This window comes from Nocardia sp. NPDC049149 (genome assembly GCF_043197455.1).
In the GTDB taxonomy this organism is placed as follows: domain Bacteria; phylum Actinomycetota; class Actinomycetes; order Mycobacteriales; family Mycobacteriaceae; genus Nocardia.
The window spans coordinates 244,609-267,773 of record NZ_JBICTD010000009.1; the positions used below are offsets into that span (position 1 = coordinate 244,609).

The 23,165-nt window shown below is 66.9% G+C and carries 21 protein-coding genes and 1 riboswitch; of the genes, 13 read left to right on the forward strand and 8 right to left on the reverse strand.

Annotated elements, in window-relative coordinates; translation table 11 throughout:
- Positions 1-88: 88 nt before the first annotated feature.
- Positions 89-207: riboswitch (SAM riboswitch) on the reverse strand.
- A 340-nt stretch (positions 208-547) separates the two neighbouring features.
- The 6 genes from ACGFNJ_RS32685 to ACGFNJ_RS32710 all read left to right on the forward strand — a co-directional run bounded on the left by ACGFNJ_RS32685 (position 548) and on the right by ACGFNJ_RS32710 (position 7,174).
- On the forward strand, positions 548-1,498 hold the full coding sequence (locus ACGFNJ_RS32685) for an alpha/beta fold hydrolase (protein ID WP_393457053.1): 951 nt from the start codon (positions 548-550) through the stop codon (positions 1,496-1,498).
- Between the two features lie 227 nt (positions 1,499-1,725).
- The gene (locus tag ACGFNJ_RS32690; protein WP_393457056.1) at positions 1,726-2,706 is read left to right on the forward strand and encodes a hypothetical protein; all 981 of its coding nucleotides are present in this window, start codon (positions 1,726-1,728) and stop codon (positions 2,704-2,706) included.
- 88 nt (positions 2,707-2,794) lie between these two features.
- Positions 2,795-3,358 carry a DUF3558 family protein gene (locus ACGFNJ_RS32695; protein ID WP_393457059.1) on the forward strand — a complete coding sequence of 188 codons (564 nt, stop codon included), beginning with the start codon at positions 2,795-2,797 and terminating at the stop codon, positions 3,356-3,358.
- Between the two features lie 115 nt (positions 3,359-3,473).
- Complete coding sequence (locus ACGFNJ_RS32700; protein ID WP_393457062.1) at positions 3,474-4,097, forward strand: TetR/AcrR family transcriptional regulator; 624 nt, start codon at positions 3,474-3,476, stop codon at positions 4,095-4,097.
- Positions 4,060-4,809, forward strand: coding sequence for an ABC transporter ATP-binding protein (locus ACGFNJ_RS32705; protein WP_393457065.1), 750 nt, complete (start codon positions 4,060-4,062; stop codon positions 4,807-4,809). The genes ACGFNJ_RS32700 and ACGFNJ_RS32705 overlap by 38 nt, the downstream gene beginning before the upstream one ends.
- A gap of 7 nt (positions 4,810-4,816) precedes the next feature.
- The gene (locus ACGFNJ_RS32710) at positions 4,817-7,174 is read left to right on the forward strand and encodes an FtsX-like permease family protein (protein WP_393457068.1); all 2,358 of its coding nucleotides are present in this window, start codon (positions 4,817-4,819) and stop codon (positions 7,172-7,174) included.
- Positions 7,175-7,210: 36 nt separating this feature from the next.
- On the opposite strand, the gene ACGFNJ_RS32715 is transcribed toward ACGFNJ_RS32710, so the two are convergent.
- Complete coding sequence (locus ACGFNJ_RS32715) at positions 7,211-8,665, reverse strand: DUF4157 domain-containing protein (protein WP_393457070.1); 1,455 nt, start codon at positions 8,663-8,665, stop codon at positions 7,211-7,213.
- Between the two features lie 303 nt (positions 8,666-8,968).
- Here ACGFNJ_RS32715 and ACGFNJ_RS32720 point away from each other — a divergent pair, with 303 nt between their 5' ends.
- Positions 8,969-9,916 (forward strand): enoyl-CoA hydratase/isomerase family protein, encoded by a 948-nt coding sequence (locus ACGFNJ_RS32720; RefSeq protein ID WP_393457073.1) that lies wholly within the window; start codon positions 8,969-8,971, stop codon positions 9,914-9,916.
- Here the strand turns inward: ACGFNJ_RS32720 and ACGFNJ_RS32725 are convergent, their stop codons facing one another.
- Positions 9,917-10,468: a hypothetical protein gene (locus ACGFNJ_RS32725; RefSeq protein ID WP_393457076.1), complete on the reverse strand. Its 552-nt coding sequence runs from the start codon at positions 10,466-10,468 to the stop codon at positions 9,917-9,919. It lies immediately after the preceding gene.
- A 136-nt stretch (positions 10,469-10,604) separates the two neighbouring features.
- Positions 10,605-11,741, reverse strand: coding sequence for an SGNH/GDSL hydrolase family protein (locus tag ACGFNJ_RS32730; RefSeq protein WP_393457079.1), 1,137 nt, complete (start codon positions 11,739-11,741; stop codon positions 10,605-10,607).
- A gap of 440 nt (positions 11,742-12,181) precedes the next feature.
- Here ACGFNJ_RS32730 and ACGFNJ_RS32735 point away from each other — a divergent pair, with 440 nt between their 5' ends.
- Positions 12,182-13,087 (forward strand): cutinase family protein, encoded by a 906-nt coding sequence (locus tag ACGFNJ_RS32735; RefSeq protein ID WP_393457082.1) that lies wholly within the window; start codon positions 12,182-12,184, stop codon positions 13,085-13,087.
- Positions 13,088-13,157: 70 nt separating this feature from the next.
- On the opposite strand, the gene ACGFNJ_RS32740 is transcribed toward ACGFNJ_RS32735, so the two are convergent.
- Positions 13,158-13,511 (reverse strand): DUF6221 family protein, encoded by a 354-nt coding sequence (locus tag ACGFNJ_RS32740; protein ID WP_393457085.1) that lies wholly within the window; start codon positions 13,509-13,511, stop codon positions 13,158-13,160.
- A gap of 156 nt (positions 13,512-13,667) precedes the next feature.
- Here ACGFNJ_RS32740 and ACGFNJ_RS32745 point away from each other — a divergent pair, with 156 nt between their 5' ends.
- From ACGFNJ_RS32745 to ACGFNJ_RS32755, 3 genes are read left to right on the forward strand one after another with little or no spacing between them, the layout of a single operon-like run.
- The gene (locus ACGFNJ_RS32745; RefSeq protein ID WP_393457088.1) at positions 13,668-15,761 is read left to right on the forward strand and encodes a HelD family protein; all 2,094 of its coding nucleotides are present in this window, start codon (positions 13,668-13,670) and stop codon (positions 15,759-15,761) included.
- 33 nt (positions 15,762-15,794) lie between these two features.
- A complete protein-coding gene (locus ACGFNJ_RS32750) occupies positions 15,795-16,595 on the forward strand; it encodes a metalloregulator ArsR/SmtB family transcription factor (RefSeq protein ID WP_393457091.1) in 801 nt (266 codons plus the stop codon).
- Positions 16,596-16,623: 28 nt separating this feature from the next.
- Positions 16,624-17,223 carry a dihydrofolate reductase family protein gene (locus tag ACGFNJ_RS32755; protein ID WP_393457094.1) on the forward strand — a complete coding sequence of 200 codons (600 nt, stop codon included), beginning with the start codon at positions 16,624-16,626 and terminating at the stop codon, positions 17,221-17,223.
- A gap of 14 nt (positions 17,224-17,237) precedes the next feature.
- On the opposite strand, the gene ACGFNJ_RS32760 is transcribed toward ACGFNJ_RS32755, so the two are convergent.
- Positions 17,238-17,846, reverse strand: a complete 609-nt coding sequence (locus ACGFNJ_RS32760; RefSeq protein ID WP_393457097.1) for a hypothetical protein — start codon at positions 17,844-17,846, stop codon at positions 17,238-17,240.
- Positions 17,847-17,911: 65 nt separating this feature from the next.
- Between ACGFNJ_RS32760 and ACGFNJ_RS32765 the strand changes: the two genes are divergently transcribed.
- Positions 17,912-18,514, forward strand: coding sequence for a hypothetical protein (locus tag ACGFNJ_RS32765; RefSeq protein WP_393457100.1), 603 nt, complete (start codon positions 17,912-17,914; stop codon positions 18,512-18,514).
- Between the two features lie 4 nt (positions 18,515-18,518).
- Here the strand turns inward: ACGFNJ_RS32765 and ACGFNJ_RS32770 are convergent, their stop codons facing one another.
- On the reverse strand, positions 18,519-19,442 hold the full coding sequence (locus tag ACGFNJ_RS32770; protein ID WP_393457103.1) for a hypothetical protein: 924 nt from the start codon (positions 19,440-19,442) through the stop codon (positions 18,519-18,521).
- Between the two features lie 264 nt (positions 19,443-19,706).
- On the opposite strand from ACGFNJ_RS32770, the gene ACGFNJ_RS32775 reads away from it, so the two are divergent.
- Entirely contained in the window at positions 19,707-21,272 is a 1,566-nt protein-coding gene (locus tag ACGFNJ_RS32775; protein ID WP_393457106.1) for a sugar porter family MFS transporter, read from the forward strand.
- 8 nt (positions 21,273-21,280) lie between these two features.
- Here the strand turns inward: ACGFNJ_RS32775 and ACGFNJ_RS32780 are convergent, their stop codons facing one another.
- Both ACGFNJ_RS32780 and ACGFNJ_RS32785 read right to left on the reverse strand, forming a co-directional pair.
- Positions 21,281-22,477, reverse strand: a complete 1,197-nt coding sequence (locus ACGFNJ_RS32780; RefSeq protein ID WP_393457109.1) for a cation:proton antiporter — start codon at positions 22,475-22,477, stop codon at positions 21,281-21,283.
- A gap of 4 nt (positions 22,478-22,481) precedes the next feature.
- Positions 22,482-22,964, reverse strand: coding sequence for a cation:proton antiporter regulatory subunit (locus ACGFNJ_RS32785; protein ID WP_393457112.1), 483 nt, complete (start codon positions 22,962-22,964; stop codon positions 22,482-22,484).
- Between the last annotated feature and the right edge of the window lie 201 nt (positions 22,965-23,165).

Sequence of the window (23,165 nt, forward strand, 5' to 3'; positions counted from 1 at the left end):
GCCACCGGCCCGGGCGTGCGGAAGGAGCTAGTCGACACAGACATGATTCGACCCCCGATCCCACCGTCAGGGCCCCAGAAAACGACGGAGCCCGCGCTTGCCCGGACCGCGGTACGCGGCTCGGCCTGGTCTTGACCCGGGGCACCCCGCCGCGGATGGAGGGTTGCCGGCCAGCTAGCCGGGGACTTGACGCTGGCACTCTTGACCTGAAATAAGAATCGCGCACGCCAGATGTGTTGTCACGCTTTAGAATCGGGTTGATTTTACGTGGTCACGGTGCCCAATCGGCGGGCGATGGTGCGGACGGTTCGTTTCCGGTAGCGCGCCCGCTATCGACTGTGCCATTGGGGTTGAGCGGCAGTTCGTCGAGGATCGTGCGCGCGGTCGGGACCACGACTACCGCCCCGGAACATCGGGGGCACCACACACCCTTGGTGGCGATCAGCCCACCCCCGTGGGGCAATACCTCAGCACTCGGGTCCCTAAAAGCGGCAGCACATCCGGCGCACAGTTAGACAAGTCCACCGCAACCCGACCGGAGCCACCGATGTCGATCTCGAGCACCCGCGCCACCTCGGCCGAACGTCGTGCCACGATCTCGACCGCCGACGGTGTTGCCCTCGCGGTGCGCGAATACGGACCGCGCAGTGCCGAACTCACCGTCGTCCTCCTGCACGGCCATTGCCTGCGCACCGAATCCTGGACCGACGTCCGCGATTCCTTACTCCGCCAATTCCCGCACGCCAGGGTCGTCTGCTACGACCACCGCGGCCACGGCGACTCCACCGCCGCCCCGCGCGACACCTACACCCTCGACCAGCTCGGCCACGACCTGCACACCGTGCTCGACGCGGTCGCCCCCACCGGCCCCCTGATCCTGGTCGGCCACTCCATGGGCGGCATGACCGCACTCACCTACCTGAGCCAGCACCCGCATCAGATCGGCACCCGCATCGTCGGCGTCGCGCTGCTCGCCACCGCCGCAAGCGGTCTCGCCGACGCGGGCTTCGGCCGGCTCCTCCGCCACCCGATCATCTCGCTCTTCCAGGCCGCCGTTCGTTGCGCTCCCCGCACCATGCAGCACGCAAAACGCCTCGCCTGCAAGGTCTTCGCCCCGATCGTCCGCACCGCCGAGTTCGGCAACCGCAAGATCAGCCCCCGAGTGCTGGCGCTGGCCAACGCCATGCACAACGAAACCCCCATCGTCACCATGGCCACCTTCTTGACCAGCTTCATGGCCTACGACCAAACCGCCACCCTCCCAGCCCTTTCCAAGATCCCCACGCTCATCCTCTGCGGCGCCGCCGACCTGATGACCCCGCCCTCGCACTCCGTCGCCATGGCCACCGCTGTCGAATACTCCGACCTCGTGATCCTCGACGGCGCAGGCCATTCGATCATCCTCGAACAGCCGGCCCGCGTCGCCGAAGCCCTGTCCCGCCTCCTCACCCGCACCGGCGCCACCCCCAAACCCACCCACCTCACCCTCGTCGCCTGACCAACCACGCAGGCTGATTGGACTCGGTGCACGAGTTCGGGGCTGGTTGCTGGTTCCGTCGCACAGAATTGCGGCCGGGTCGGGTTCTGGCCGCGCGCTTGGGGTCGATCCTGCCTACAGTTGGCGCGTACCACCGCCCTCCGATTCCTTGGTCCGGTCCGCGGTATCGATGTTCGTTGCCCGGCCGGGCGATCGGGTCGGCGGTTTCCTACGCCGAGGATGTGACGATGTCGTTCGGTTCGCGTGTACGTGCTCTTCTGGTCGGTGGCGTGGTGATCATGCTGGCGACCATGTCTGTTGCGGCGGCCGAGCCCGACGCTGCGATCACCTGCAACGACGTAGTCACCGACAACCATGCGTTCTACTCGGGGCCGCGTGCCTCCGATGTCTACGACAAGCACTTTTCCGCGTCACACCAGGTGCCGGAGCTTGGTACCCACGTCCCGCAGGGCATGGCGCGGTGGTCCAAATGGAACGGTTCTGACGATCTGCTGCTCGTCTCCTCCTACGCGCCGGATGGTGGACGCGCGCACCTCATCGGCATCGACGCCAAGACCGGTGCGCACGTCGGCTCCGCGGCGATCGACGCCTCGCACGTCGGTGGTGTCGCGGTCTTCGAACGGCAAGGGTGGGCCTTCGTGCAGGGCGACAAGGCGAACACGGTGCGCCGGTATGCGTTGGATCGGCTACGGCAGGCGATCGCGAATTCCACCTACCTCACCGAAGACGGTGACGCCCAACCGGTGTCGGGCGGTGCGTCGTTCCTCGCTGCCGAGGAACCCGGCGACACCTTGTGGACCGGAAAGTTCTTGGAAGACAGCAGAGGTCAGATGTTCTCCTACCGGGTCGCCGACAACGGTGCACTGACCCAGACCGGCGGTCCGTGGCAGGTTCCGAAGAAGACCCAGGGCCTCATGGTCACCAAGGACCTCTTCGTCTACAGCACGTCTTACGGCAGGCCCAACCGCAGCAACCTCTACGTGGTCAAACGCGACGCCAACGCCGCCGACCTCGACAAGGCTCGCCTGTACTGCCTCCGCGCGCCCAGCATGTCGGAAGGTCTCGCGCTCTACGACGGGCACGTCTACGTGGTGTACGAATCCGGTGCCGCCTACTACCGCAAGGATCCGAAGAACAAGCCACGCAACATCATCGAGCACCTGCACCGCGCGCCGGTCGCCGCACTCGCCGACCTGCTGACGAACTAGCCGACCGCCCAGCTCGACATCCTGCGACACGGTCTGGTGTGATCTGTGGTGGGAGGAACTGATGATGTCGGTATCGTCGCGTTGCCGGGTGACCTTGTTGGTCGGATCGGCTGCGGCACTGCTTGTTTCCGGGTGTGACACGGGGACCGAGGCGAAGCCGGTGTTGTCGTCGTCGACCAAGGTTGCCGCGCCGACGTCGGTTCTGCCGCCGCAACCATGGACGCTCGCCGACCTCACGTACCGTCCGTGCAGCGTGCTCGGACCGGAGGACATCGCACACTTCGTCCTTGACGCTGCCGGTCAGGCGTCGACGCCCCCGAGCCACCTGCCCGCCTGTTCCTGGCATTCCATCCAGAGTTCGATGTCGGCCCGCCACACCGTCCGATTCGCGCCACAGACCAGCCCGCTCGAGCCTCGTGCCGTGCACGACCCGCTCGAGCAGCAGATCACGATCGCCGATCAGCAGGCCACCCTGACGCCCAGCCTCCGCCCCGACGGACGCCGCGGCGGCTGCGACATCCGCGTCTCGGTCCCGTCCGGCGGATCGTTCTACTTGGGCATCGCCACGCCCCGCATCACCTCCGGCGTCGCCTGGGACATCTGCGCCAAAGCCGTCGCCGTCGCCACCACAATCCTCACCCGCCTCCACTGACCCGCCAGCTCCCAGACAGGCAGTAAGCCGAGAACCTATTGCACTGCGGCCTGGTGGGCGCTAGTTTGGTCGTACGCCCAAGGCGATCGTCCAATCTGATCGGTAGGAGATTCTCGTGGTGACGTCATCGGAGCAAGGTCGCGAGACTCGTGGCCGGTTGATGGCGGCGGCGGTGGAGCTCATCGTCGAGCATGGTTGGGGTGCGGTGACGACGCGGATGGTCGCCGAGCGTGCGGGGCTGCGGCCCGGGTTGGTGCACTATCACTTTCGATCGGTCACCGATCTGTTGATCGACGCGTCGATGCAGGTGGCGCGCACCGAGTTCGAGGCCGTGATGGCCGGGATCACGGCGATGCCGGGGCCGGAAGCGATGGCCCAGATGCTGCGCGCCATCGCCGGCTACGGTTCGACCGATCCCGCGACGGTGGCAGTCAGCGAAATGCTGCTCGCCGCAACGCGACTCGAACGACTGCGAGTCGAACTCCGGGGTCTGGTCACTGAGGCGAGGACCCTGCTGGCCGACTGGCTACGCGACCAAGGCGTGGCCGACCCGGAGGCCACCGCCGTGTTCACCCTCGCCGCCATCGACGGGCTGATTCTGCACCGAATGATCGATCCCACCCTTGGCGCGGTGGACGTGTCCGGCCCGCTGCTCCGCGCGGCCGGAATTGCCGAACGTCTTGCGAACGAAGGAGTTTCCGATGACCGAGCAGCCGAGGGCGAGCGAACCCGCAGCTGACCGCACACGGGGTGGCATCACCCTGCACGGTGTCAGCAAGACCTACGGCGAAGGGGAAGCCGCCGTACACGCGCTCGCCGATGTCGACCTCGATGTCAAACCCGGTGAACTGGTCGCGATCCTCGGCGCCAGCGGTTCGGGAAAGACCACCATGCTCAACGTGATCGGCGGCATCGAATCCGCCGACAGCGGCACCCTCGTCGTGGCCGGGCAGGATATTTCCCGCAAGCACCCCGCCGCGCTCGGCGAGTTCCGGCGCGAGCACGTCGGATTCGTCTTCCAATTCTTCAATCTGATACCGAGCCTCACCGCCCGCGAGAACGTCGAGGTCATCATCGAGTTGACGGGACGCGGCGATCGGAACCGGGTCACCGAACTGCTTGCTGCCGTTGGACTTTCGGACCGCGTCGACCACTTCCCCGCGCAGATGTCCGGCGGCCAGCAGCAGCGGGTGTCGATCGCCCGCGCCCTGGCCACCGATCCGGATCTACTCCTCGCCGACGAGCCGACCGGCGCACTGGACGTCGCGACCGGCCGAGGTGTGCTGGAACTGTTGCAGCAGACCAGCCGGGCCGGTCGCGGCGTCGTCATGGTCACGCACAACGAAGCCGCCGCGGACATCGCCGACCGGGTCGTCCGCATGCGCGACGGCCGGGTCCTGTCCAGCGACCACAACGCCAACCCCGCCGACGCGGCGTCGATCAGGTGGTGACACCGCGATGCTGATGTCCGCGAAACCGGTGCTGGCCAAGAAGATTCTGCGCGACCTGCGGCGGCGCACCGCGCAGGTCGCCGCCATCACCGCGACGGTGCTGCTCGGTGTCCTGCTGTTCGTCGCCAGCTACGACTCGTTCCGCAACCTCGGCACGTCGTATCGACAGACCTATGCCCGGCTGCACCTTGCCGATTTCACCGCTACCGGTGGCGATCCGGCGACCATCGCCACGGCGCTGCGCGCAGCGCCAGGGGTCGGCCGGGTCGCGGTGCGTACCCAAGCCGATGTCCCCATGACCATCGATGGCACCAAGCTGGTCGGCCGGGTCGCCGGGCTCCCCCAGCCCGGCACGCCGAGCGTGAACGAACTCGACCTGACCGAGGGCGCGCTGCCCGACCCGGCGCGCCCTGAGCAGGTGGTGATCGAACACCACACTGCCCAGACTTTCGGTCTGAAGGCGGGCAGCACGCTACAGATCTTCGACGGCACCGCTTGGCGGCCGGTGACGGTCAGTGGCGTCGCGCGGTCAGCGGAGTACCTGTGGCCTGCCAGGAGCAGGCAGGAGGTGGTCGCCGACCCGCACTCCTTCGCCGTCGTGTTCGCGCCGCAGGCACAAGCACTGCGCCTAGCCGGTCAGCCGAAACCGAATCAGACCCTGATCGAAATGTCTTCCGCCGCAACCGCAGCGGAACGATCCGAGGTCGCAGAGCAGCTGCGGTCGGCCGGTGCGACCGCCGTCGAACCGCAGCGCGAGCAGCCCTCGCACGCGGCGCTGCAGGAAGACCTGAACGGCTTCTCCACCCTCGCCATCGGCTTTCCCGCACTGTTCTTGCTGGCCGCGGCCATCGCCGAGTACGTGTTGATGACCAGGCTGGTCCAGTCCGAACGCCCGATCATCGGCACCATGCTCGCGATGGGCGCACGCAGGCGCAGCGTCGTCGGGCACTACATCAACTACGGCGTCGGCATCGCGGGCATCGGCGCGTTGCTCGGCGTTGCCGGCGGCTTCGTCGCGACCTCCGCGATCACCGGGGTGTATACCGCCGAGATCGGGATACCCGACACAGTCGTCGAGCACCGAATCCCCACCGCGCTGGTCGGATTCGCGCTCGGGCTGCTCGCTGGCATCATCGCCGCTGCGGCGCCCGCGATCGCCGCTGCCCGCACGGCCCCTGCGGAGGCGATGCGCGGCGACGGCGCCCAACCGGTGCGCGCCGGCCAGCTCGCACGGCTGACCGCACGCTGGCATTGGCTGCCGGTGGTCGCACGAATGGCGTTGCGCTCCTTGGCAAGAGGCCGGCGTCGTACGGTGGCCACCATGGTCGGCACGGTGCTCGGGCTGGTGGTGATCCTTGCCTCGCTCGGCATGTTCACCAGCATCCAGCACATGCTGAACGTGCAGTTCGGGCAGGTGCAGCGCGAGGACGCCACGGTCCTTGTCACCAAGGGCAGTAGCGATCTCGTCGCACAGTTGCGCGCAATTCCCGGCGTCGCCGCTGTCGAGGAGGGCGTGTTCACCCCGGTCACCATCAGCGCCGGGAACAAGTCGTACCCGACGACGTTGACCGGATTGCCTTCCGACACAACCATGCACGGCTTTCGCACCGTGGCAGGCGGCACCAGGAACCTGCCCGACACCGGCATCCTCGCCGGTGCGCAGCTGGCGTCGAAGCTCGACATCGCGGTCGGCGACACCGTCACCGTGACACCGGCTTTCGGCAGCCCGCAGCAGGTTCCGCTCGCCGGGTTCGTCGACGAACCATTCGGCACGTTCGCCTACGCGACCACCGCTACCGCACGCGACATCAAGGGTCTCGGCACCACCGGCTATCTGCTCCGCTTCGCACCGGACGCGGACCGAGACAGCCTGCGCGCCACGATCACCGGGCTCTCCGGCGTCGTCGCTTACACCGACACCCACGCCTTGGCGGATCAAGCCGACCAGTTCCTCGGGCTGCTCTGGATCTTCATCGGCGTGATGCTCACGCTGGGCGCGATTTTGGCGTTCACCGTGATCTATGTCGTCATGACGGTGAACCTGGCCGAACGAACCACCGAACTGGCCACGTTGCGCGCGGCAGGCGTCTCGGTCCGCAGGCTCACCGCCACCCTCGCCATCGAAAACCTCACCGCCACACTGCTTGCGGTGCCGATCGGACTCGCCGCCGGGATATGCACGGCCTGGGCGTTCCTCCGCTCGTTCCGCAGTGACATGTTCGATATCGAGCTGTCCACCGGTTGGCTGCTCCCGCTGCTCGCCGTCGGCGCGGTGCTGGTCGCCGCCGCACTCTCTCAGCTGCCAGCCGCGCGGCTGGTGAACCGCATCGATATCGCCCGCGTCGTCCGCGAACGTGCCCAGTAAGCGACCTGTCGGTAGTGCCGACGATCCTGAATACGCCTACGGGAGCGGGATTTCCGGGGTCTCGTACGCCTCAGGCACATCAGGCCCTTTCGCAGGGGGCCCGTACGGGCTTTCCTGGGCACCGGTCGGCGAGCCTGCCGCAGCCTTGATCATTGCCTCGAGCAGCGCCTTCACTCCCGCTTCCTTCCCATTCTTGTACGCATCCATCAGTAACTGATGCACCTTGGCGCTGTCACCGAGGCCGAGGCCACTTGCCACCTTGCCTGCGATGCGGGCCAATCCGTTGGCCAGGTCTTGGGTTTGCACGAGTTTGTCGACCGCGGTGACCAATTCGGTCAGCAGATACATGATCACCTCCGGGTCCTTCGGGCGCGGCGGCAACTCCTTATAGAGCCAGTCCGGCAGAATCGTCGGCGGCCGCCTCTTCGGGCGCCCCTCCTTGTCAAAGGGCCAGTCCTCCTCCCGGATCCCGGGAGGACGTGGGGTGCGGGAGATATCGACCGGAGGTGGAAAGTAGTGCGGCATCTTCTGCCTCGGCTGCAGAACTGGGGTGTTCATGGTGTGGGTGCGCCGCGTGACGGTGATATCGACCTTGCGGAGCATCGGGTCGTCGCGGACCGGCCCCTCCGTCGGCGCACCCAACGAATACGCCCCGATCTGCTGCGCGGTGTCGTTGTCGGTGACCAACCGGCGCAACCGATCCCGCACCGCCTCGGCGCGACGTTGGCCCAATGCCTTGTTCTCACCCACGTCGCCGCGGCGATCCGCTTGACCGACCAGCGTGACGAACCCGCCGAATATCAACGGATGCGCATTCAGATCCGCCGCGACGCGCGCGATGATCTCTTGATGCGCATCGGTGAGCTCGGCCGAACCGGTCGCGAACCCGCTCAGCGTTTTCTGGGTGGTCGAGCTGGATATCCCGGTGTCGCCCATGGACTTTTGGACCGGTTGACGTCGCAGCACCGGCCCGTGGTCGGTGCCGAGAGCGTGCCGCCCACCCGCCGCCGCACCTGCCGCCGCGACTTCGACCGGAGCGCCCGTATCACCGATCCGCAGCGCCGCCCCGGCCGACGGATCGTGCGCGGATTGTTGCACCACATGGGCGAGTTCGTGCGTCAGGAGCTCCCGACCGTCCTCGGTGCCAGGTCGATATCCGCGCGAATCGAAAACCACGTGCCGGCCCACCGTATAGGCCTGCGCCGCAACAGCTGCCGCCGAGGCCGACGCCTGCGGCCCGGTGTGAATCCGCACCCGGCTGAAGTCGGTGTCGAAATGGGAATTCATCGCGGCCAGTGTCGCGCTGTCGAGCGGCTGGCCCGCGTCGCGCAGCACGTCACGCACGATAGGCGGTGCGACGGCCGGGACGGCGGTGAGGTCGATACCGATGGCCTGCGACGCGGTGTGCCGGGCAGCCGATGCGCTCTGGTCGCTGTCCGGCCGGGCGCGGGCGATCGAGTTCTCTCGGTTCTGCCGAGCAGATACGCTCATGAGCTGCCTCCGTGCGGTTTCGGACACCGGGAGAGGCGCATGCCCGATTCGATCCAGGACGCCTGGCCCCCTGCGTCCGGCCCGGCATAGGCGGGCACCGTCCTATTGTCGGCCCCGGCCGTCGCGCGGTAAATGCATCTTCAGATCTATCCGATCGACTCCGAAGAACTAGATCCTCGGCCGATGACCGAACTATCCGCTCTCAATTGTGCACGTGCACGGCATTTTTCGAAGGTGTGGGCGAGAAGCCGGGCACTCTCTATCATTCCGTCCGGCAGCCGACGAACAGAGGAATCCATCAGCATGATCCGTACCGAGCGTGACGGCGCAGTTTTGACCGTGTGGCTGGACAACCCGCCCTACAACTTCCTCACCACGGACATCATGATCGCACTGGGGGAAGTGCTCGACTCGCTGGCGCGCGATGATTCATGCCGCGCCGTGATACTGACCAGCGCGGTGGAAGATGTCTTCGTCAGTCATTTCGACGTCGCCGAAATCCTTTCCGGCGCTGAATCATCACCGGTGCAGCTCACGGCACGGACCGCGGCGGCCGCGCTGGTGACGAGCCGGGTCGCCGACCATATCCCCGGTGCGCAGACAGCATTGGCGCGCGCAGGCGCCAAGGGCGTCGCCGACCTGCGCCGCTTTCACGAGGTCGGCCATCGAATGCGCAACTCGGACAAGGTGTTCATCGCCGCGCTCAACGGTCGCACACTGGGCGGTGGCTGTGAACTCGCGCTGTCCTGCGATATTCGGCTGATGGCGGACGGGCCGTACGAGATCGGCCAACCCGAGCTGCTGGTCGGCATCATTCCCGGCGGCGGTGGCACCCAGTTGCTCACCAGGGTGCTCGGCGCGGGCCGTGCCATGGAGCTCTGCCTCGAAGGCGCGCCCATCACGCCGGCCCGTGCCTACGAAATCGGGCTGGTGCACCGGCTTGTCGCGCCGGCCGGGCTGCTGACCGAAGCACGCACCACCGCGGCACGGCTCGCCCGCCGCGCGCCCGTCGCGGTCGGCGCGCTCAAACGCGCCATCTACGTCGGCGGCTCCGAATCCCTCGACAAGGGAATGCATGTGGAGCGGGCCGGTTTCCTGGAATCCTGCTCGACGCCCGCGGCCGTGCGCGGCATGCAGGCCTACCTCGCCGAAATTCACGAAGTGACAGCGGGCGACGGTGATTTGGCGGCCTTCGTCGCCGACCGGCTGCCCCGCTGGGTCGACGGCAGCGTCGTCGACTTCACCCAATGACTATGTCGGGAGCTTGCCGACGATCTGTTGCGCGGCGATAGTCCATTGCTCGTCGGTCGGCAGCGTCGGCACGTTGCTGCCGACCAGGACGACACTGGTGATGAGCTTGTCGGTGAAGACCCAGGCCTGCGGGAAGTCGCTCGTGGTCTCGATCAGCACGGCCCGCCCGACGCCGGGCACCCGATGGGTGCTCGGCTTGATGAGTCGCGTGATCATCGCGTCGGTGACCGGACCCTCGTGCGGCCGCATGACTTTGATCGTCGCGGTGAACGCCAGCGGACCGCCCTCGGTCAGGTAATACTTGCAGCTACGACCGGACGAACCATCGGCCCGCTTGGTCTCGATGTCCTGCCCGTCACCGAGACCGACACCCGCTAGCGCACTGATCTCCGCCGCGCTCAGCACACACTCGTTCTCGATGGCGTGCTCTTCGAAGGGCGCGACCACAGCCGACGGCGCCGCAGCCGAACTGCTCGGCTGACTCGCCGAACTCCCCGCCTCCTTGCCACACGCCGCGGTCGCCGCGAAAAGACCAGCGACCAACACCGTCATGCCAAGGCGCGCAACACTACCCGCCCCACCTGCTCGCTTCATACCCGTCCTCAGCCCCGTCAGCGATCCGTCCCCACCACCGGAGCCTTCCCCGGCAGATACCCCAGCACCCTAGCAATCCCCCTGTCCCCCATACCTACTGGCGCAGATCTGCTGGGCGCACTGCTGCGGCCATGGCGCGGTAGCCCGCGTCGTTGGGGTGCAGGTGGTCGCCGCTGTCGAAGGTGGGGTCGAGGCGGTCGGGGGCGGTGGGATCGGCCAGCAGGGTGTCGAAGTCGAGGACGGCGTCGTATTCGCCGGAGGTGCGGATCCAGTCGTTGACGGCGTCGCGGGTCGGTTCGCCTGCGCTGGCGTAGGGAGAGCCTAAGTAGGGCAGGATCGTTGCGCCGATTACTCGGAGGTCGCGGGAACGAGCTTGGTTGATCAGGTCGCGCAGGCCTGCGATCAGTTGGGCGGTCGAGACCGGCACCGCGGGATCGCCTGCGCCGGGGACATTCCGGCTGAGTCCGATGTCGTTGATGCCTTCGAAGATGATCACGGTGCCGACGCCGGGTTGGTCGAGGACATCGCGGCGGAAGCGGCGCACGCCTGCGTCGCCGAGCGTGCTGGAGTCGACGGTGACGCGGTTGCCGCTGATGCCCGCGTTCAGGATCGGGCGGGCCGCGCCTGCGAAGGCGAGCCGTTCGGCCAGTTCGTCGGGAAATCGGTTGTCGAAGTCGGGCATCGAGCCGACACCGTCGGTGATGGAATCGCCGAATGCAACGACGCCGGGACGCGGTGGGTAGACGTTCTGCACGTCGACACCGGCCAGGTAGTACCAGGACCGGGTGGTTTCGGTGAAGGCGTCGGCGGTCGGGTCCGCGCGATGATCCCCTTCGGCCCGATACGTGGTGGCGAGTGCTTGCGCGTGCTGCGTCGCCGGACCGGTCGGCTCGGCGAAGTAGAGGGTGATGGTTATCGATTCCAGTGGTGCGAGCGCCAAGGGCACTGGATCGGTCGCCACCTCGGCGCCCGGCGCAATCCGAAACGCCGGATCGCGATCCAGGGAAAGGGTGCGCAGTGTGTCCAGCAGGATGCTGCCGTTGCGGCCGTTGCGCGCAATGGTTGCCCCTGCAACCATGAGCGCCGTTGTGCCGTAACGATTGGTCAGGCGCACGCGCGTGGTTGCTCCGCCGTCGCTGACCCGGACCACTTGTCGCAGTGTCTGATTCGCGAACCCGGCGACCGACCAATTCGGGGTGGCCGTCTTGCTTGGCAAGTGCGGTGCGGTCATCCAGACCGCCGTCCAATCCATCGGAGCGGGTCCAGTCGCACACCCAATAGGCAGGAGCAGCAACAGCAACGCCACCAGGACGTGTGGAATCCGCACGAGAACAGGAGACCATCCCGCGCCGGTTTCCGCGCGGTTGAATCGAGGCTCATCGGCGGCACGCGGATTGGTGTTAACCAGCGTGCGGGGCAAAGTTCGATCTCATCCGGTAGGTTCCGAAGTCGAGGACTCATCCGCGCCAGGCGCGCCCAGACGAACAACTACGCTCTGTACAGAACAGCATGCGTGGGGGGAACTTTCTGGGACACTGTTCCCATCTGCGGGGACATCCCCGGCGCACATGGTATCCAACTGAAGAAAAGACAGCCTTCGGCGCTCAACCGGACACCGAGCGCCTTCGCCGACCGGGCACCCGCCTGGCAGTGAGTACACGGAGTACAACGATGTTTTCGCGATGGAAGATCACCGCCGCGTGTGCGGCTGCGACGATGACCGCCGTCCTACCGGTCGGTGTCGCGTCGACCGCGCAGGCGGCCCCTCGGGGTTGTCCCGAAATGTATGTTGTCGCGGTTCCCGGAACCTGGGAAACCTCGACCACCGACCCGGGCAAGGGGATGCTCGCCGCGGTCGCCGACAACTTGCCCGGCGACGTCGAAACCGGCTATGTCGCCTACCCTGCCACCGCTTTCCCTTGGGAAGGCGATGTGTACGGTCGTTCCAAACACGAGGCCGTCGCGAATGCCAGGAACCTGGTCCGTGACGTGGCGCAGCGCTGCGACTCCACGCACTTCGCGCTGCTCGGCTACAGCCAGGGCGCGGACGCGGCAGGCGACCTCGCTGCCGAGATCGGCACCGGACTCGGTGTGGTGTCCCCCGACCGGGTCGAGCTGGTCGGACTCATCTCCGATCCCCGTCGCTCCCCGACCGACACCCTGATCGGCCCGCCCGTCGCGGGTGCGGGCGCAGGCGGCCCGCGCATCGGCGGCTTCGGCTGGCTCTCGTCGCAGACTTACACCTTCTGTGCCCCTGGCGATCTGTACTGCGCGACCCCCGACGGCGACTACGCCGCACGGATCGCCGGTTTCTTCGCGCAGATCTCCAACCCGGACCCGGGCCAACTCGGCTCCTACCAGGCACAAGCGAACGAACTCATCAGCGACGCCCTCGCGGCGGGCGGGCTCGGCCTGTTGTCCGACCAGCTCAACAACTCGGCGTACGAAGAGCGCAAGAAGCAGGTCGACGACTTCTTGAAGTCCGGAATCCACCAGAGCTACCCCTGGTACTCGGTCGGTGGTGGCGCCACCGCGCTGACCTGGCTGCGCAAGCGCCTGATCGAAGTAAGCAGGTAAGAGACACCGACACGGGCCCGGCCGCACGCGCGGCCGGGCCCGCTGCGTCCGAGCCGGATGCGCCAGCGAGCTACCAGAACCTGCGGCTGCGCCGGGGTGGCGCGGACCATTCCTGCCGATAGTCCGGATGCATGGCGTACGGCAGCGCCATCGCCAGCAAGATCTCCCGCGCGAGCCGCTTGGACTGGTCCTCCTTCGAGTCGCCGAAAAGCCATGACATCGCAGATTCTTCGTCCAGCCAATCCCAGGCGTCCTCCTCGGACTTCTTCTTCCGGTCGCGTTCCAACGCCGCAAGCACCGCCCGCTTGGCGGCGCACTCGTCGAGGATCCGGCGCCCCGACCAGCCGCCGTTGCCTCGATCGGCACGAGCCCCCGCCTCGTCCTCGGCGATGCGAGCGCGGACGAAATCCAGCAGCGATTCCATGAGCCAACCGTAGGCACGAGCGCCGAGGCCTGGCATCGGCCGAAGGAAGGACCGGGGGGTCATCCGCAACGGCGAAAACCTGTTGGTACGCACCTGGATACCCGCGTAGGGTCGAGCGCTTGACCTCGTCAGCATTCGATCTCGGGGACCCTCATCATGAATCAAGCAGACCGCGAATTTGTCGAGCCCGAAATACGTGCGGAGCGTGACTATATGGTCGCCTGCCGTGCCGCACTCGCCCGGATGCGCGGGGAGGTGGAGCGGATGTTGCGCACAGGCGCAGCCGACGGCGATGCCATCGGGGACAAGGTGACCAACACCGCGATGCGCCGGTGGCGCGTCAACCAGGTCGAGGAGCTGTCCGATATCGAGGGTGTGCCTTTGTTTTTCGGCCGCCTGGACTATCCGCCGGACGAGCTGCGCGACAGCCGTTCACCGGCAAGCGATCCCGACCGCGATCGGGTCTACATCGGCCGCCGCGGGGTGAGCGACGAGGCGGGCGAGCTCATGGTCATCGATTGGCGCGCGCCGCTGTCGAGCGCCTTTTATGAAGCGAGTCACCAGGATTCGCGGGGCGTCCGGGTTCGACGCCGGTACGGCTTCGACCGCGACGGCATGCTGAGCGCGTTCGAGGACGAGTCACTCGAGAGCCGGATCGCCTCGGCCAGTGGACTCTTGGCCGCGGAGATCGAGCGGCCACGCAAGGGTCCGATGCGCGATATCGTAGCCACCATTCAGCCGGAGCAGATGAGCCTGGTCCGTGCGCCGATGGAGCGCACGCTGTGCATCCAGGGCGCGCCTGGCACCGGGAAAACCGCTGTCGGCCTGCACCGTTTGGCATATCTGCTGTTCAGCGAGCGGGAGCGATTACGAACGAGCGGCGGGGTCGCCGTCATCGGCCCCAACCGCTCCTTTCTCGCCTACGTCCGCAACGTGCTGCCCGCGCTCGGCGAGGTGGAGGTCTCCCAGACCACCATCGACGAGCTGATCGATCCGGATCGCATTGTCGACCGCGTCGACGATCCGGACGTGGCTCGGATCAAAGGCGATACCCGCATGGCCGAGGTCATCGATAACCATCTGTGGTCGCGCATCCAACCGAGCGAGCAGACCTTGGAGGTCAAGCATCAGCATCGCACCTGGCGGCTGTATCCCGAGGAGCTCGCCGACGAACTCGATGCCGTGCGCGGCCGCGGCACCAGCTACCACGCGGGCCTAGAGCTGCTGGCCCAGCGTCTGGCCTATCTGGTGCTGCGCCAGATGGAGCGGGCCGGGCACTCGACCGGCACCGATACGCTCCGACAACTCGGTCGCGCCAAGGCAATTCGGCACAGCGTCGGCCTGATGTGGCCCAAGGTCGATCCCGCGCGACTGATCTTCGAGCTCCTCACCGACCAGGACCAGCTCGCCCGCGCGGCGGACGGCATCCTGACCGAGGCAGAACAGCAGGCGATCCTGCGCACGCCGCGCCCGCGCAGCGTCAAGACGATGGCGTGGAGCAGCGCGGACCTCGCCCTCTTCGACGAGGCCGCGGCGCTGGTCGAGCGCCCTGCCAGGCTCGGTCATATCGTCGTCGACGAAGCCCAGGACCTCAGCGCGATGCAGATTCGCGCGATCGCGCGGCGGGCGGCGGGCTCGTGCACCGTCCTCGGCGATCTGGCCCAGGCCACCAGCGCCGCGGCGGTCCACGACTGGTCCACCCTGCTCACCCACCTCGACAAGCCCGACGGGAAGATCGAGGAGCTGACGCGCGGCTACCGCGTCCCTGCGCAGATCATCGACTACGCCGCACGACTGTTGCCGCACATCGCGCCGGATTTGCGCGGCCCCGCCTCGTTCCGGCAGTCCGACGATGCACTCCGCATCACCGAAACCGCACCGGCGGACCTGACCACCGTGGTCGTCAACGCCTGTGCCACCGCCCTTTCCGAGGAAGGGTCCATCGGCCTCATCGCCGCCGACGCCGACATCCCCTGGCTGCGGGACGCACTCACGCAGGCAGGCCTACCGCACACCGTCCTCGGCGCCGAGACGGCGAGCCCCGACACCACTCCCCTCACGCTGGCGCCGGTCACCCTCGCCAAGGGCCTGGAGTTCGACACCGTCGTGGTCGTCGAGCCTGCCCGCATCGCCGCGGCGGAACAGCGTGGCCTACAACGCCTCTACGTCGCGTTGACCCGAGCCGTCAGCACCCTGCACATCCTGCACGCCGCTGACCTGCCCGAACCGCTCGCTCAAAGCATTCCTTGACAAGAATATTCTCTTCAGTGAATACTTTGAAGCATGGAACAGATCGCATCAGCGCTCGGCGACGGCGCCCGGTGGCGCATCGTCGAGTTGCTCGCCGAGCGGCCGCGCTCCGTCGGCGAGCTGGCTGAGCTGACCGGGCTACGCCAGCCGCAGACCACCAAGCACCTCCAAACCCTTTCTCGCGCAGGGCTTGTCACGGTCTTCCCGCTCGGGCAACGCCGCGTCTATGCGGTCGAGGCGGCACCCTTGCACGACCTCGAACGTCGGGTCCGCGGGCTGATCGAGCTCATCGAGGCGCATGCCGACGAGCGCGATGTCGTCGCCAGGTATCGCGCGGCCATCGACGCGGAATCCGCGCTCGCGGACCGGGACCGCTGGGCGGACGGACGCACCTTCACGTTCGAACGCGTGCTCGCCACGCCACCGGAGGTGCTCTGGCAGTACTGGGTCGACCCGGATCTGCTCGCCACCTGGTGGGCGCCGCCGTCGATGACGGTCACCGAGTGCGTCCTCGAGCCGAAGCCGGGCGGGCGCGCCGTCCTCGAGTTCCGCGATGCCGAACGCCGGTATCGCTCCGAAGGACGGGTCAACGCCGCGCAGGAACCCGCGCATCTCGAATTCGATCTCTCGGTGCTCGACCCCGCGGGCGCGGTCTCGTTCACCGGCCGCTACGACCTGACCCTCACCTCGGTCCAGGAAGGCACCCGGTTGCACCTGGACCTCAGCATCACCGAAACCACCGTCGAGGCAGTCCCCGCCATTGCCGGAATCGAAACCGGTTGGGGCCAAGTCCTCGACAACCTCGCCGACGCCGTCGGCACCGCTCAACGCTGAAAAGTTCACCGCAGGAAAAGGAAACGTCATGACCAACACCACCGGCCGCAAGGTCACCGCGAACATCGCCATCACCCTCGACGGGCGCTACCACGGGCCCGACGGACCCGGCGACCTCGGCGCTATCGTTCGCTACGCGACCACCGACGTCGGCCGAAACCATCTCACCCAGATCTGGGACGGCGCGACGACAGCACTGCTCTCCCGGCCCAATGCCCAAGGCTTCCTCGGCTATTGGCCGACGGTCGCCGCGGACGAGAACGCCGATCCCCGCGATCGCGGCTACGCGAAATGGTTGGTCGACACCGAAAAAGTCGTGCTCTCCACCACTTTGACCGAAGCGCCGTGGGAGCGTACCCGCGTGCTGAACGCGCCCGCCGCCGATGTCGTCACGGAACTGAAAGCCATTGGCACCGGCAACATCCTCGTCAACACCAGCCCGAGCATCCTGAAGCCGCTGCTCGCCGCGGACCTGGTCGACCGGCTGTTCCTCCTGATCACCCCCGAGATCGTCGGCGGCGGGCAGCGACTGTTCGAGGACGGCCTGCCGGGTTCGACATGGACGCTCACCCATCAAGAAGTCGGCGAGCTCGGCGAGATCGCGACGATCTACGACCGCATCCGCTGAAGGGTTCCGCCCGTTCAGTACATGAGCCGCCGAACGCTGAACGGGCCGCCGGACGAGAGCGAACGAAGACCAGGTGACGGCACAAGTCCGTTCTCGCGCAGGAAGTTTCGCAGGCTCGGACCATGCGCGCGACTGCGGGCGACCGACCAGGTGACGGTGTAATCGGAGTTGCTCCCGCAGCCGGCCCGCGAGTCGTAGCCTGGGTACCGGATGGTCTGGCGGTAGATGGTGCCGCCTGCGGCGTCGATGGCCCGATCCCAGCCGACCTTGTTCTTGCCGACGGTGCCACTGGCGACGAACCCGTCGCAGTTCGGAAACAGCAGCGAGCCGACACGGAAGATGTCCTGGATAACGTTCATCCACGAGAAATCGAGGAGGATGTTGCCGCCGCCACCGAGGTCGGTGCCTTCGGGATACTCCGCCGCACCATCGGGACCGCTGGCCTCGCCCGAGCGCCGCAACGCATCGATCGCCTTGGCGATCAGCTGATCATTGCTCGTAGCAAGGCCTTTCGGCAGATCGTCGAGTTCCCCGTTGTAGATCTGATAGCTGAAGACGGCGGGCGTCGCGTTGTCGGCGATGACGGTACGGAACGGTTCGCTGACCGAACTGGCGAAGGGCACCACGAGTTCCGCGGTCTAGTGCCGCTTTTCGAGTTTTCGCGCGGCGACCGGGGGATTCTGGGCTGGTGAAGATTTATGCCGATCGCGCACCTGTCGCCATTCGTCAACTGGTCACCGATCTGCTGGTCGCCGCATGGGTGTACGCGGCGATCTGGACCGCGCTGTGGCTACACGAGCTGGTGGGCAAGCTCGCCGTGCCCGGACAGAAGTTGGAGGGCGCGGGCAGTGGCTTGGCCGACAACCTCGGCACCGTCGGCGGCAAGGTGGGGCGGGTTCCGGTGGTCGGCGACGATCTGACGTCGCCGTTCGAACGAGCCGCCACCGCAGCCAGATCGATGGCCGAGGCCGGGCACGACCAGCAGGCGCTCGTGCACGAGCTGGCCCTCGCCCTGGCGATCGGGTCGTTGATCGTCCCGATCGGGTTGGTCTTGTTCGTCTGGCTGCCGCTGCGGGTGCGCTGGATGCGCAGGGCCGGGGCGGCGGTCGGTCTCCGGGCCGATCCGGCCGGGCAGGATCTGCTCGCGCTGCGTGCGCTCACCCATCAACCGCTGCGCCGGCTGCACCGGATCGACCCGGAGGTGGTGACGGCATGGCGCAACGGCGACGAGGACACGGTGCGCGAGCTGGCCGCGCTGGAGCTGCGCGGCCTCGGCCTGCGCGGGAGCTGATCGGTCAGCTCAGCCGGAGCTGTCTGCGCACGCTCAGGTAGTCGTAGCCGGGGCAGTAATTGAGCGGGTACACCCAGGGCAACCGCTCGGGCATGACCTTGCCGTCGACCTGTGCGAGATGCCGTCGCGCCCGGTCGTGGTCGCCCGCGAGGAAAAGACCTGCGCCGAATAGATGGTGCGCCTCCGGCGTCCGAATATGAGCAGTTTCGTTGGCTGCCCAGCGATCCGCCGACGCCACGAGGTGATCGCGAATCGCCGGGCTCTGAAAGTAACTCGCCAGCGGCCAGTCCGCCTCGCTGGCGGCCTCGAGATGCGCGGCGACCACCAACGCCGTCATCGGATCACCCGCGGGCACCCGATCGGCCAAACCGTCGGCGAACTCCAGCACTTCCCCGTTGCTGCCCAGCCACTTCTCACACAGCACCTGAACGCGAGAGTAGTTACCCGCGTATAGATTCGGCGTCCGGCGCGACAGCTGCGCCCAGATGTCGTCGAGCTCGGCGCGGTCGGATTCGAGGCCGAGTCCCAACCACTGCAACGAATCCCACGGCACCGGGTCGGCGGGCAAGAGTTCGGCGGCCCGCACGAGCGGATCGCGGGCGCCGCCGAGGATCTGCCAGAACTGCTCGAACTGCGTGCGGCTGACGTACTCGGCGCGGCTTGCGCCGCGCACCCGCCAACCCTGCCTGATGCGCGTCGTCCCCAGCCACACCGCGAGATCCGGATCATCGGGCGACGATTCGGACAGGCGGGCCAATTCGTCGACTCGGTCCACCGCCGCGTCGCTGACCTCGCTGACCCGCAGGCAGCGCAGTTCCGCATCGTCACGAGTCTGCGCCAACAGCCGCCGCCCGGCCGCCAGATCACCGGCGCGAACCAGCGTGCACGTCACGTCCAGTTCGGGGTCGACACAGACCGACCGCGTCACCACTCGCGAATACCGAAGGGACGACGTGAATCTCGTGATGATGTTGGGCACCAAGACTTTCTACCAACTCACGCAGGCGTCGGCCAAACATGCGTGTGTCGTGCACCGTCCGGCCACGGCAGCACCGGTCGCCCGTTGCGTAACCATTGTCCGGTAAATGGTGTACGGAAAATGAGCACAAAAAATAAACAGAAAGGTTAGCCAACTCACAAATAATCACCTTCGATTTGCGCAGCACGTTCGAACACTGGTCGACTGGAGCGCATGTCTCTCGAGAAAACGACAATTAGCAGACGGAGAAGTTTCATTCCTCGGCTGCGCCGTCGCAACCTCGACGGATACGAAATGGTCATCTCACCGCCGGAAAAGGCGACACGGGATGAAAAGCAGAGTGCCGGGAGAAATGTCGCGATTGTGGCATTGTTCGCCGCGTTGGGCGGCATGCTCTACGGCTACGACACCGGCATCATCTCCGGCGCGCTCCCCAAGATGTCGGCACAGTGGGGCATCGACCACACGCGGCAGGAAATCGTGACCGCGGCGATCCTCGCAGGCGCGGTGATCGGCGCGCTGGTCGGCGGGTCGCTGTCGAAGAAGCTCGGGCGCCGCAAGACCATCTTCATCATCGCCTGCGTGTTCGCGGTGGGCGTGCTGGCCTGCGCGCTCGCGGTGGACGCCTGGATGATGACGGTCTGCAGGCTCTTCCTCGGCCTCGCGGTCGGCGCCTGCTCACAGATCGTGCCGACCTACATCGCCGAGTTGGCGCCGCCACAGCGCCGGGGCGCGATGGTCACGTTCTTCAACATCGCGATCGGTGTCGGCATCTTCCTCGCGAACCTCGTCAGCGTGGTCGCGGCCGCGGGCGGCACTCCCGAGGCGAACAGCAACTGGCGGTGGATGATCGGGATCGCGGTGTTCCCCGCACTCGTGCTCGCCGCCGCGATGCTCCAGCTGCCGGAAACGCCACGCTGGCTCATCGAGAACGGCACCGTCGGCAAGGCCAGGGTGGTGCTGCGCTGGATGCGCCCCAACCGGACGGCCGCCGTCGAGGAAACCCTGCAGATCTGGGCGATCTCCCAGCAGGAGACCAAGGATTCGCGCGGCGGCTGGGCGAACCTCACCCAGCGTTGGGCCCGGCCTGCACTCATCGCCGGACTCGGCATCGCGGCCTTCACCCAGCTGTCCGGGCTGGAGATGATGATCTACTACTCGCACACCATCCTCGGCACCGCCGCAGGCTTCGGCGCAGACCTGGTCGTGTGGTCCGGCCTCGGCATCGCCGCCGTGTATCTGATCTTCACCGCCGTCGGCGAGCGACTGGTCGACGTGGTCGGGCGCAGGCGATTGATGCTCACGTTGATTCCCGGCTCGACGGTGTTCCTGTTCGGTTTCGGGTTGATGTTCGTGCTCACCGATCACCCCAACCGGTACCTCACGCTCGCCTTGATGCTGGCGTACATGGCCTGCAATGCCGCAGGGCTGCAGGCGGTCGGCTGGTTGCTCGGCTCCGAGCTCTACCCGCTGAGCATCAGGGACCGCGCCACCAGCCTGCACGCTGTCGCGTTGTGGGGTTCGAATCTGGTGCTCACGCTCACCGCGCTGTCCACCATCGACGGACTCGGGCTCGGCCCGGCATTCGTCATGTACGCCGGATTCAACCTGCTGTCCTTCGTTTTCGTGTACTTCGCCGTGCCCGAAACCAAGGGTCATTCGCTAGAGGACATCGAACAGTCCTTGCGTGACGGGACCTTCCTCCCGCTGCGCGGCAACATCGCCAGCCGAGTCGGCCTGCCGGACAACCGGATCACCGCGGGCGCGGCCGCCGACTGACCGAACCCTCATTCGCCGACCTCGCTCTTCGGAACGGGCGGTTGACCTTTGACGATCCGCACGACCGGCTCAGCGACGCGCGCCGCGATCGGGCCGAGCATCGCCATCAGGAGCACGTAAGTCGTTGCCAGGGCCGCGAATTCGTCGGGGACCGCCCCGGCGCCGACCGCGAGACCCGCGATCACGATCGAGAACTCACCGTGCGCGACCAAGGCTGTCCCCGCACGGACGCGGCCGAGCGGGGTGGCGCCACCCCGCTTGGCGGCCCACCATCCGGTGGCGACCTTGGTCGCCGTGGTGACGACCGCGAGCAGCACGGCCCACAACAGCACCGGCGGAATGCTCGCCGGGTCGGTGCTGAGCCCGAACAGCACGAAGAACAACGCCGCGAACAGGTCTCGCAACGGCTCCAGGATCTTCGTCGCGTCGCGGGCGGTGGCATCCGACACGGCGATGCCGAGCAGAAACGCGCCGACCGCCGCCGAAACCTGCACGGCCGACGCGACACCGGCGACCAGCAGCGCCGCGCCGAGCACCTTCAACAGGAAGACCTCACGGTCCTTGCTGGCCAGCACCGCCGACACCTGTCTGCCGAAGCGCAACGCGACGACCAGCACCGCGGTGACCGCGCCCAGCGCGATCGCCAAGGTCTGCAAGCCCGCGACCAAGCCGACCCCGGCGAGCACCGCCGTCAGCACCGGCAGATACCCCGCCATCGCCAGATCCTCGAACACCAGGATCGACAGGATCGCCGGCGTCTCCCGGTTGCCGAGGCGGCCGAGGTCGTTCAGCACTTTCGCGACGATTCCCGACGAGGAGATGTAGGTGACCCCCGCCATCGCGATGGCGCCGGTCGTGCCCCACCCGAGGGCGACCGCAACCAGCACACCCGGTGTCGCGTTGAGCACGATATCGAGCAGCCCGGCGGGCCAGGATCTTCGCATCCCGGTCACCAATTCCGCAGCGCTGTACTCCAATCCGAGCAACAGCAGCAGCAACACCACCCCGATTTCGCTGGCCAGGTGGAGAAAGTCGTCCGCATGCCGCAGCTCGATCAACCCACCCGTCCCGAAGACCAGCCCACCGATCAGATACAACGGGATCGGCGACATGCCGATCTTGGCCGCGATCCGTCCGAGCACCCCTAACCCGAAAAGCACCGCCCCCAGCTGGATCAACGCCAGCGCGGTTCCGCTCTCCCCCATCGCCTCAGCCGTCGGTCAGCACGTGAGCGGCGGCATCGAGACCTTCGTCGGTGCCGACCAGTACCACGACATCGCCCGCACCGAACTCGAAATCCGGTCCCGGCGAGGCGATTACCTGTCCCACCCGCATGACCGCGACGATCGATGTCTTCGTCCGTGTCCGCATCGCCGTCGCGCCGAGCGTCCGCCCCGCGTACGGTGATCCGCGCCGAATCGACATCTGCCTGGTGTTCAATCCGGCCATGTCGCGGTGCTCCGCACGCAGCCGCGCGACCACCTGCGGGGCGCCGAGCAGATTCGCCAGCACCCCCGCTTCCTCTTCGGTCAGCGGAATCTGCACGGTGCTTTCCGGATCGTCGAGTTTCGTCATGATCAGATCGATAGCGCCGTCTCGATGATCGATGACCCCGATCCGCCGGCGCACCTTGGCGAGCGGAAAGTCCTTGCGTACGCCGATCCCTGGCAGGGGTGTAATTTCTACATTCACCACCCCAGCCTAATTCGGGCAAATCAGACATGAGGACTCGCCTGCGCAGCACCCGGCCGCGCTGGATGTGCGAACCCCGCCGTCACGAAAGCAGCCCGCCGCGCCACTGCGTCGACAGGCTCAGCGAAGAAAACTCAGTTCGGCGGACCGATCATGAATATGGTTGCCCAATAGGAGGCCCCGAGAGCACCGAGCAGTGGT

Excerpts from the sequence above, each read along its gene's own strand:
- ACGFNJ_RS32685 (WP_393457053.1), top strand. The coding sequence starts at position 548 with ATGTCGATCTCGAGCACCCGCGCCACCTCGGCCGAACGTCGTGCCACG.
- ACGFNJ_RS32690 (WP_393457056.1), top strand. The coding sequence starts at position 1,726 with ATGTCGTTCGGTTCGCGTGTACGTGCTCTTCTGGTCGGTGGCGTGGTG.
- ACGFNJ_RS32705 (WP_393457065.1), top strand. The coding sequence starts at position 4,060 with ATGACCGAGCAGCCGAGGGCGAGCGAACCCGCAGCTGACCGCACACGG.
- ACGFNJ_RS32710 (WP_393457068.1), top strand. The coding sequence starts at position 4,817 with ATGCTGATGTCCGCGAAACCGGTGCTGGCCAAGAAGATTCTGCGCGAC.
- ACGFNJ_RS32715 (WP_393457070.1), bottom strand. The coding sequence starts at position 8,665 with ATGAGCGTATCTGCTCGGCAGAACCGAGAGAACTCGATCGCCCGCGCC.
- ACGFNJ_RS32720 (WP_393457073.1), top strand. The coding sequence starts at position 8,969 with ATGATCCGTACCGAGCGTGACGGCGCAGTTTTGACCGTGTGGCTGGAC.
- ACGFNJ_RS32725 (WP_393457076.1), bottom strand. The coding sequence starts at position 10,468 with ATGACGGTGTTGGTCGCTGGTCTTTTCGCGGCGACCGCGGCGTGTGGC.
- ACGFNJ_RS32730 (WP_393457079.1), bottom strand. The coding sequence starts at position 11,741 with ATGACCGCACCGCACTTGCCAAGCAAGACGGCCACCCCGAATTGGTCG.
- ACGFNJ_RS32735 (WP_393457082.1), top strand. The coding sequence starts at position 12,182 with ATGTTTTCGCGATGGAAGATCACCGCCGCGTGTGCGGCTGCGACGATG.
- ACGFNJ_RS32740 (WP_393457085.1), bottom strand. The coding sequence starts at position 13,511 with ATGGAATCGCTGCTGGATTTCGTCCGCGCTCGCATCGCCGAGGACGAG.
- ACGFNJ_RS32745 (WP_393457088.1), top strand. The coding sequence starts at position 13,668 with ATGAATCAAGCAGACCGCGAATTTGTCGAGCCCGAAATACGTGCGGAG.
- ACGFNJ_RS32750 (WP_393457091.1), top strand. The coding sequence starts at position 15,795 with ATGGAACAGATCGCATCAGCGCTCGGCGACGGCGCCCGGTGGCGCATC.
- ACGFNJ_RS32755 (WP_393457094.1), top strand. The coding sequence starts at position 16,624 with ATGACCAACACCACCGGCCGCAAGGTCACCGCGAACATCGCCATCACC.
- ACGFNJ_RS32775 (WP_393457106.1), top strand. The coding sequence starts at position 19,707 with ATGTCTCTCGAGAAAACGACAATTAGCAGACGGAGAAGTTTCATTCCT.
- ACGFNJ_RS32780 (WP_393457109.1), bottom strand. The coding sequence starts at position 22,477 with ATGGGGGAGAGCGGAACCGCGCTGGCGTTGATCCAGCTGGGGGCGGTG.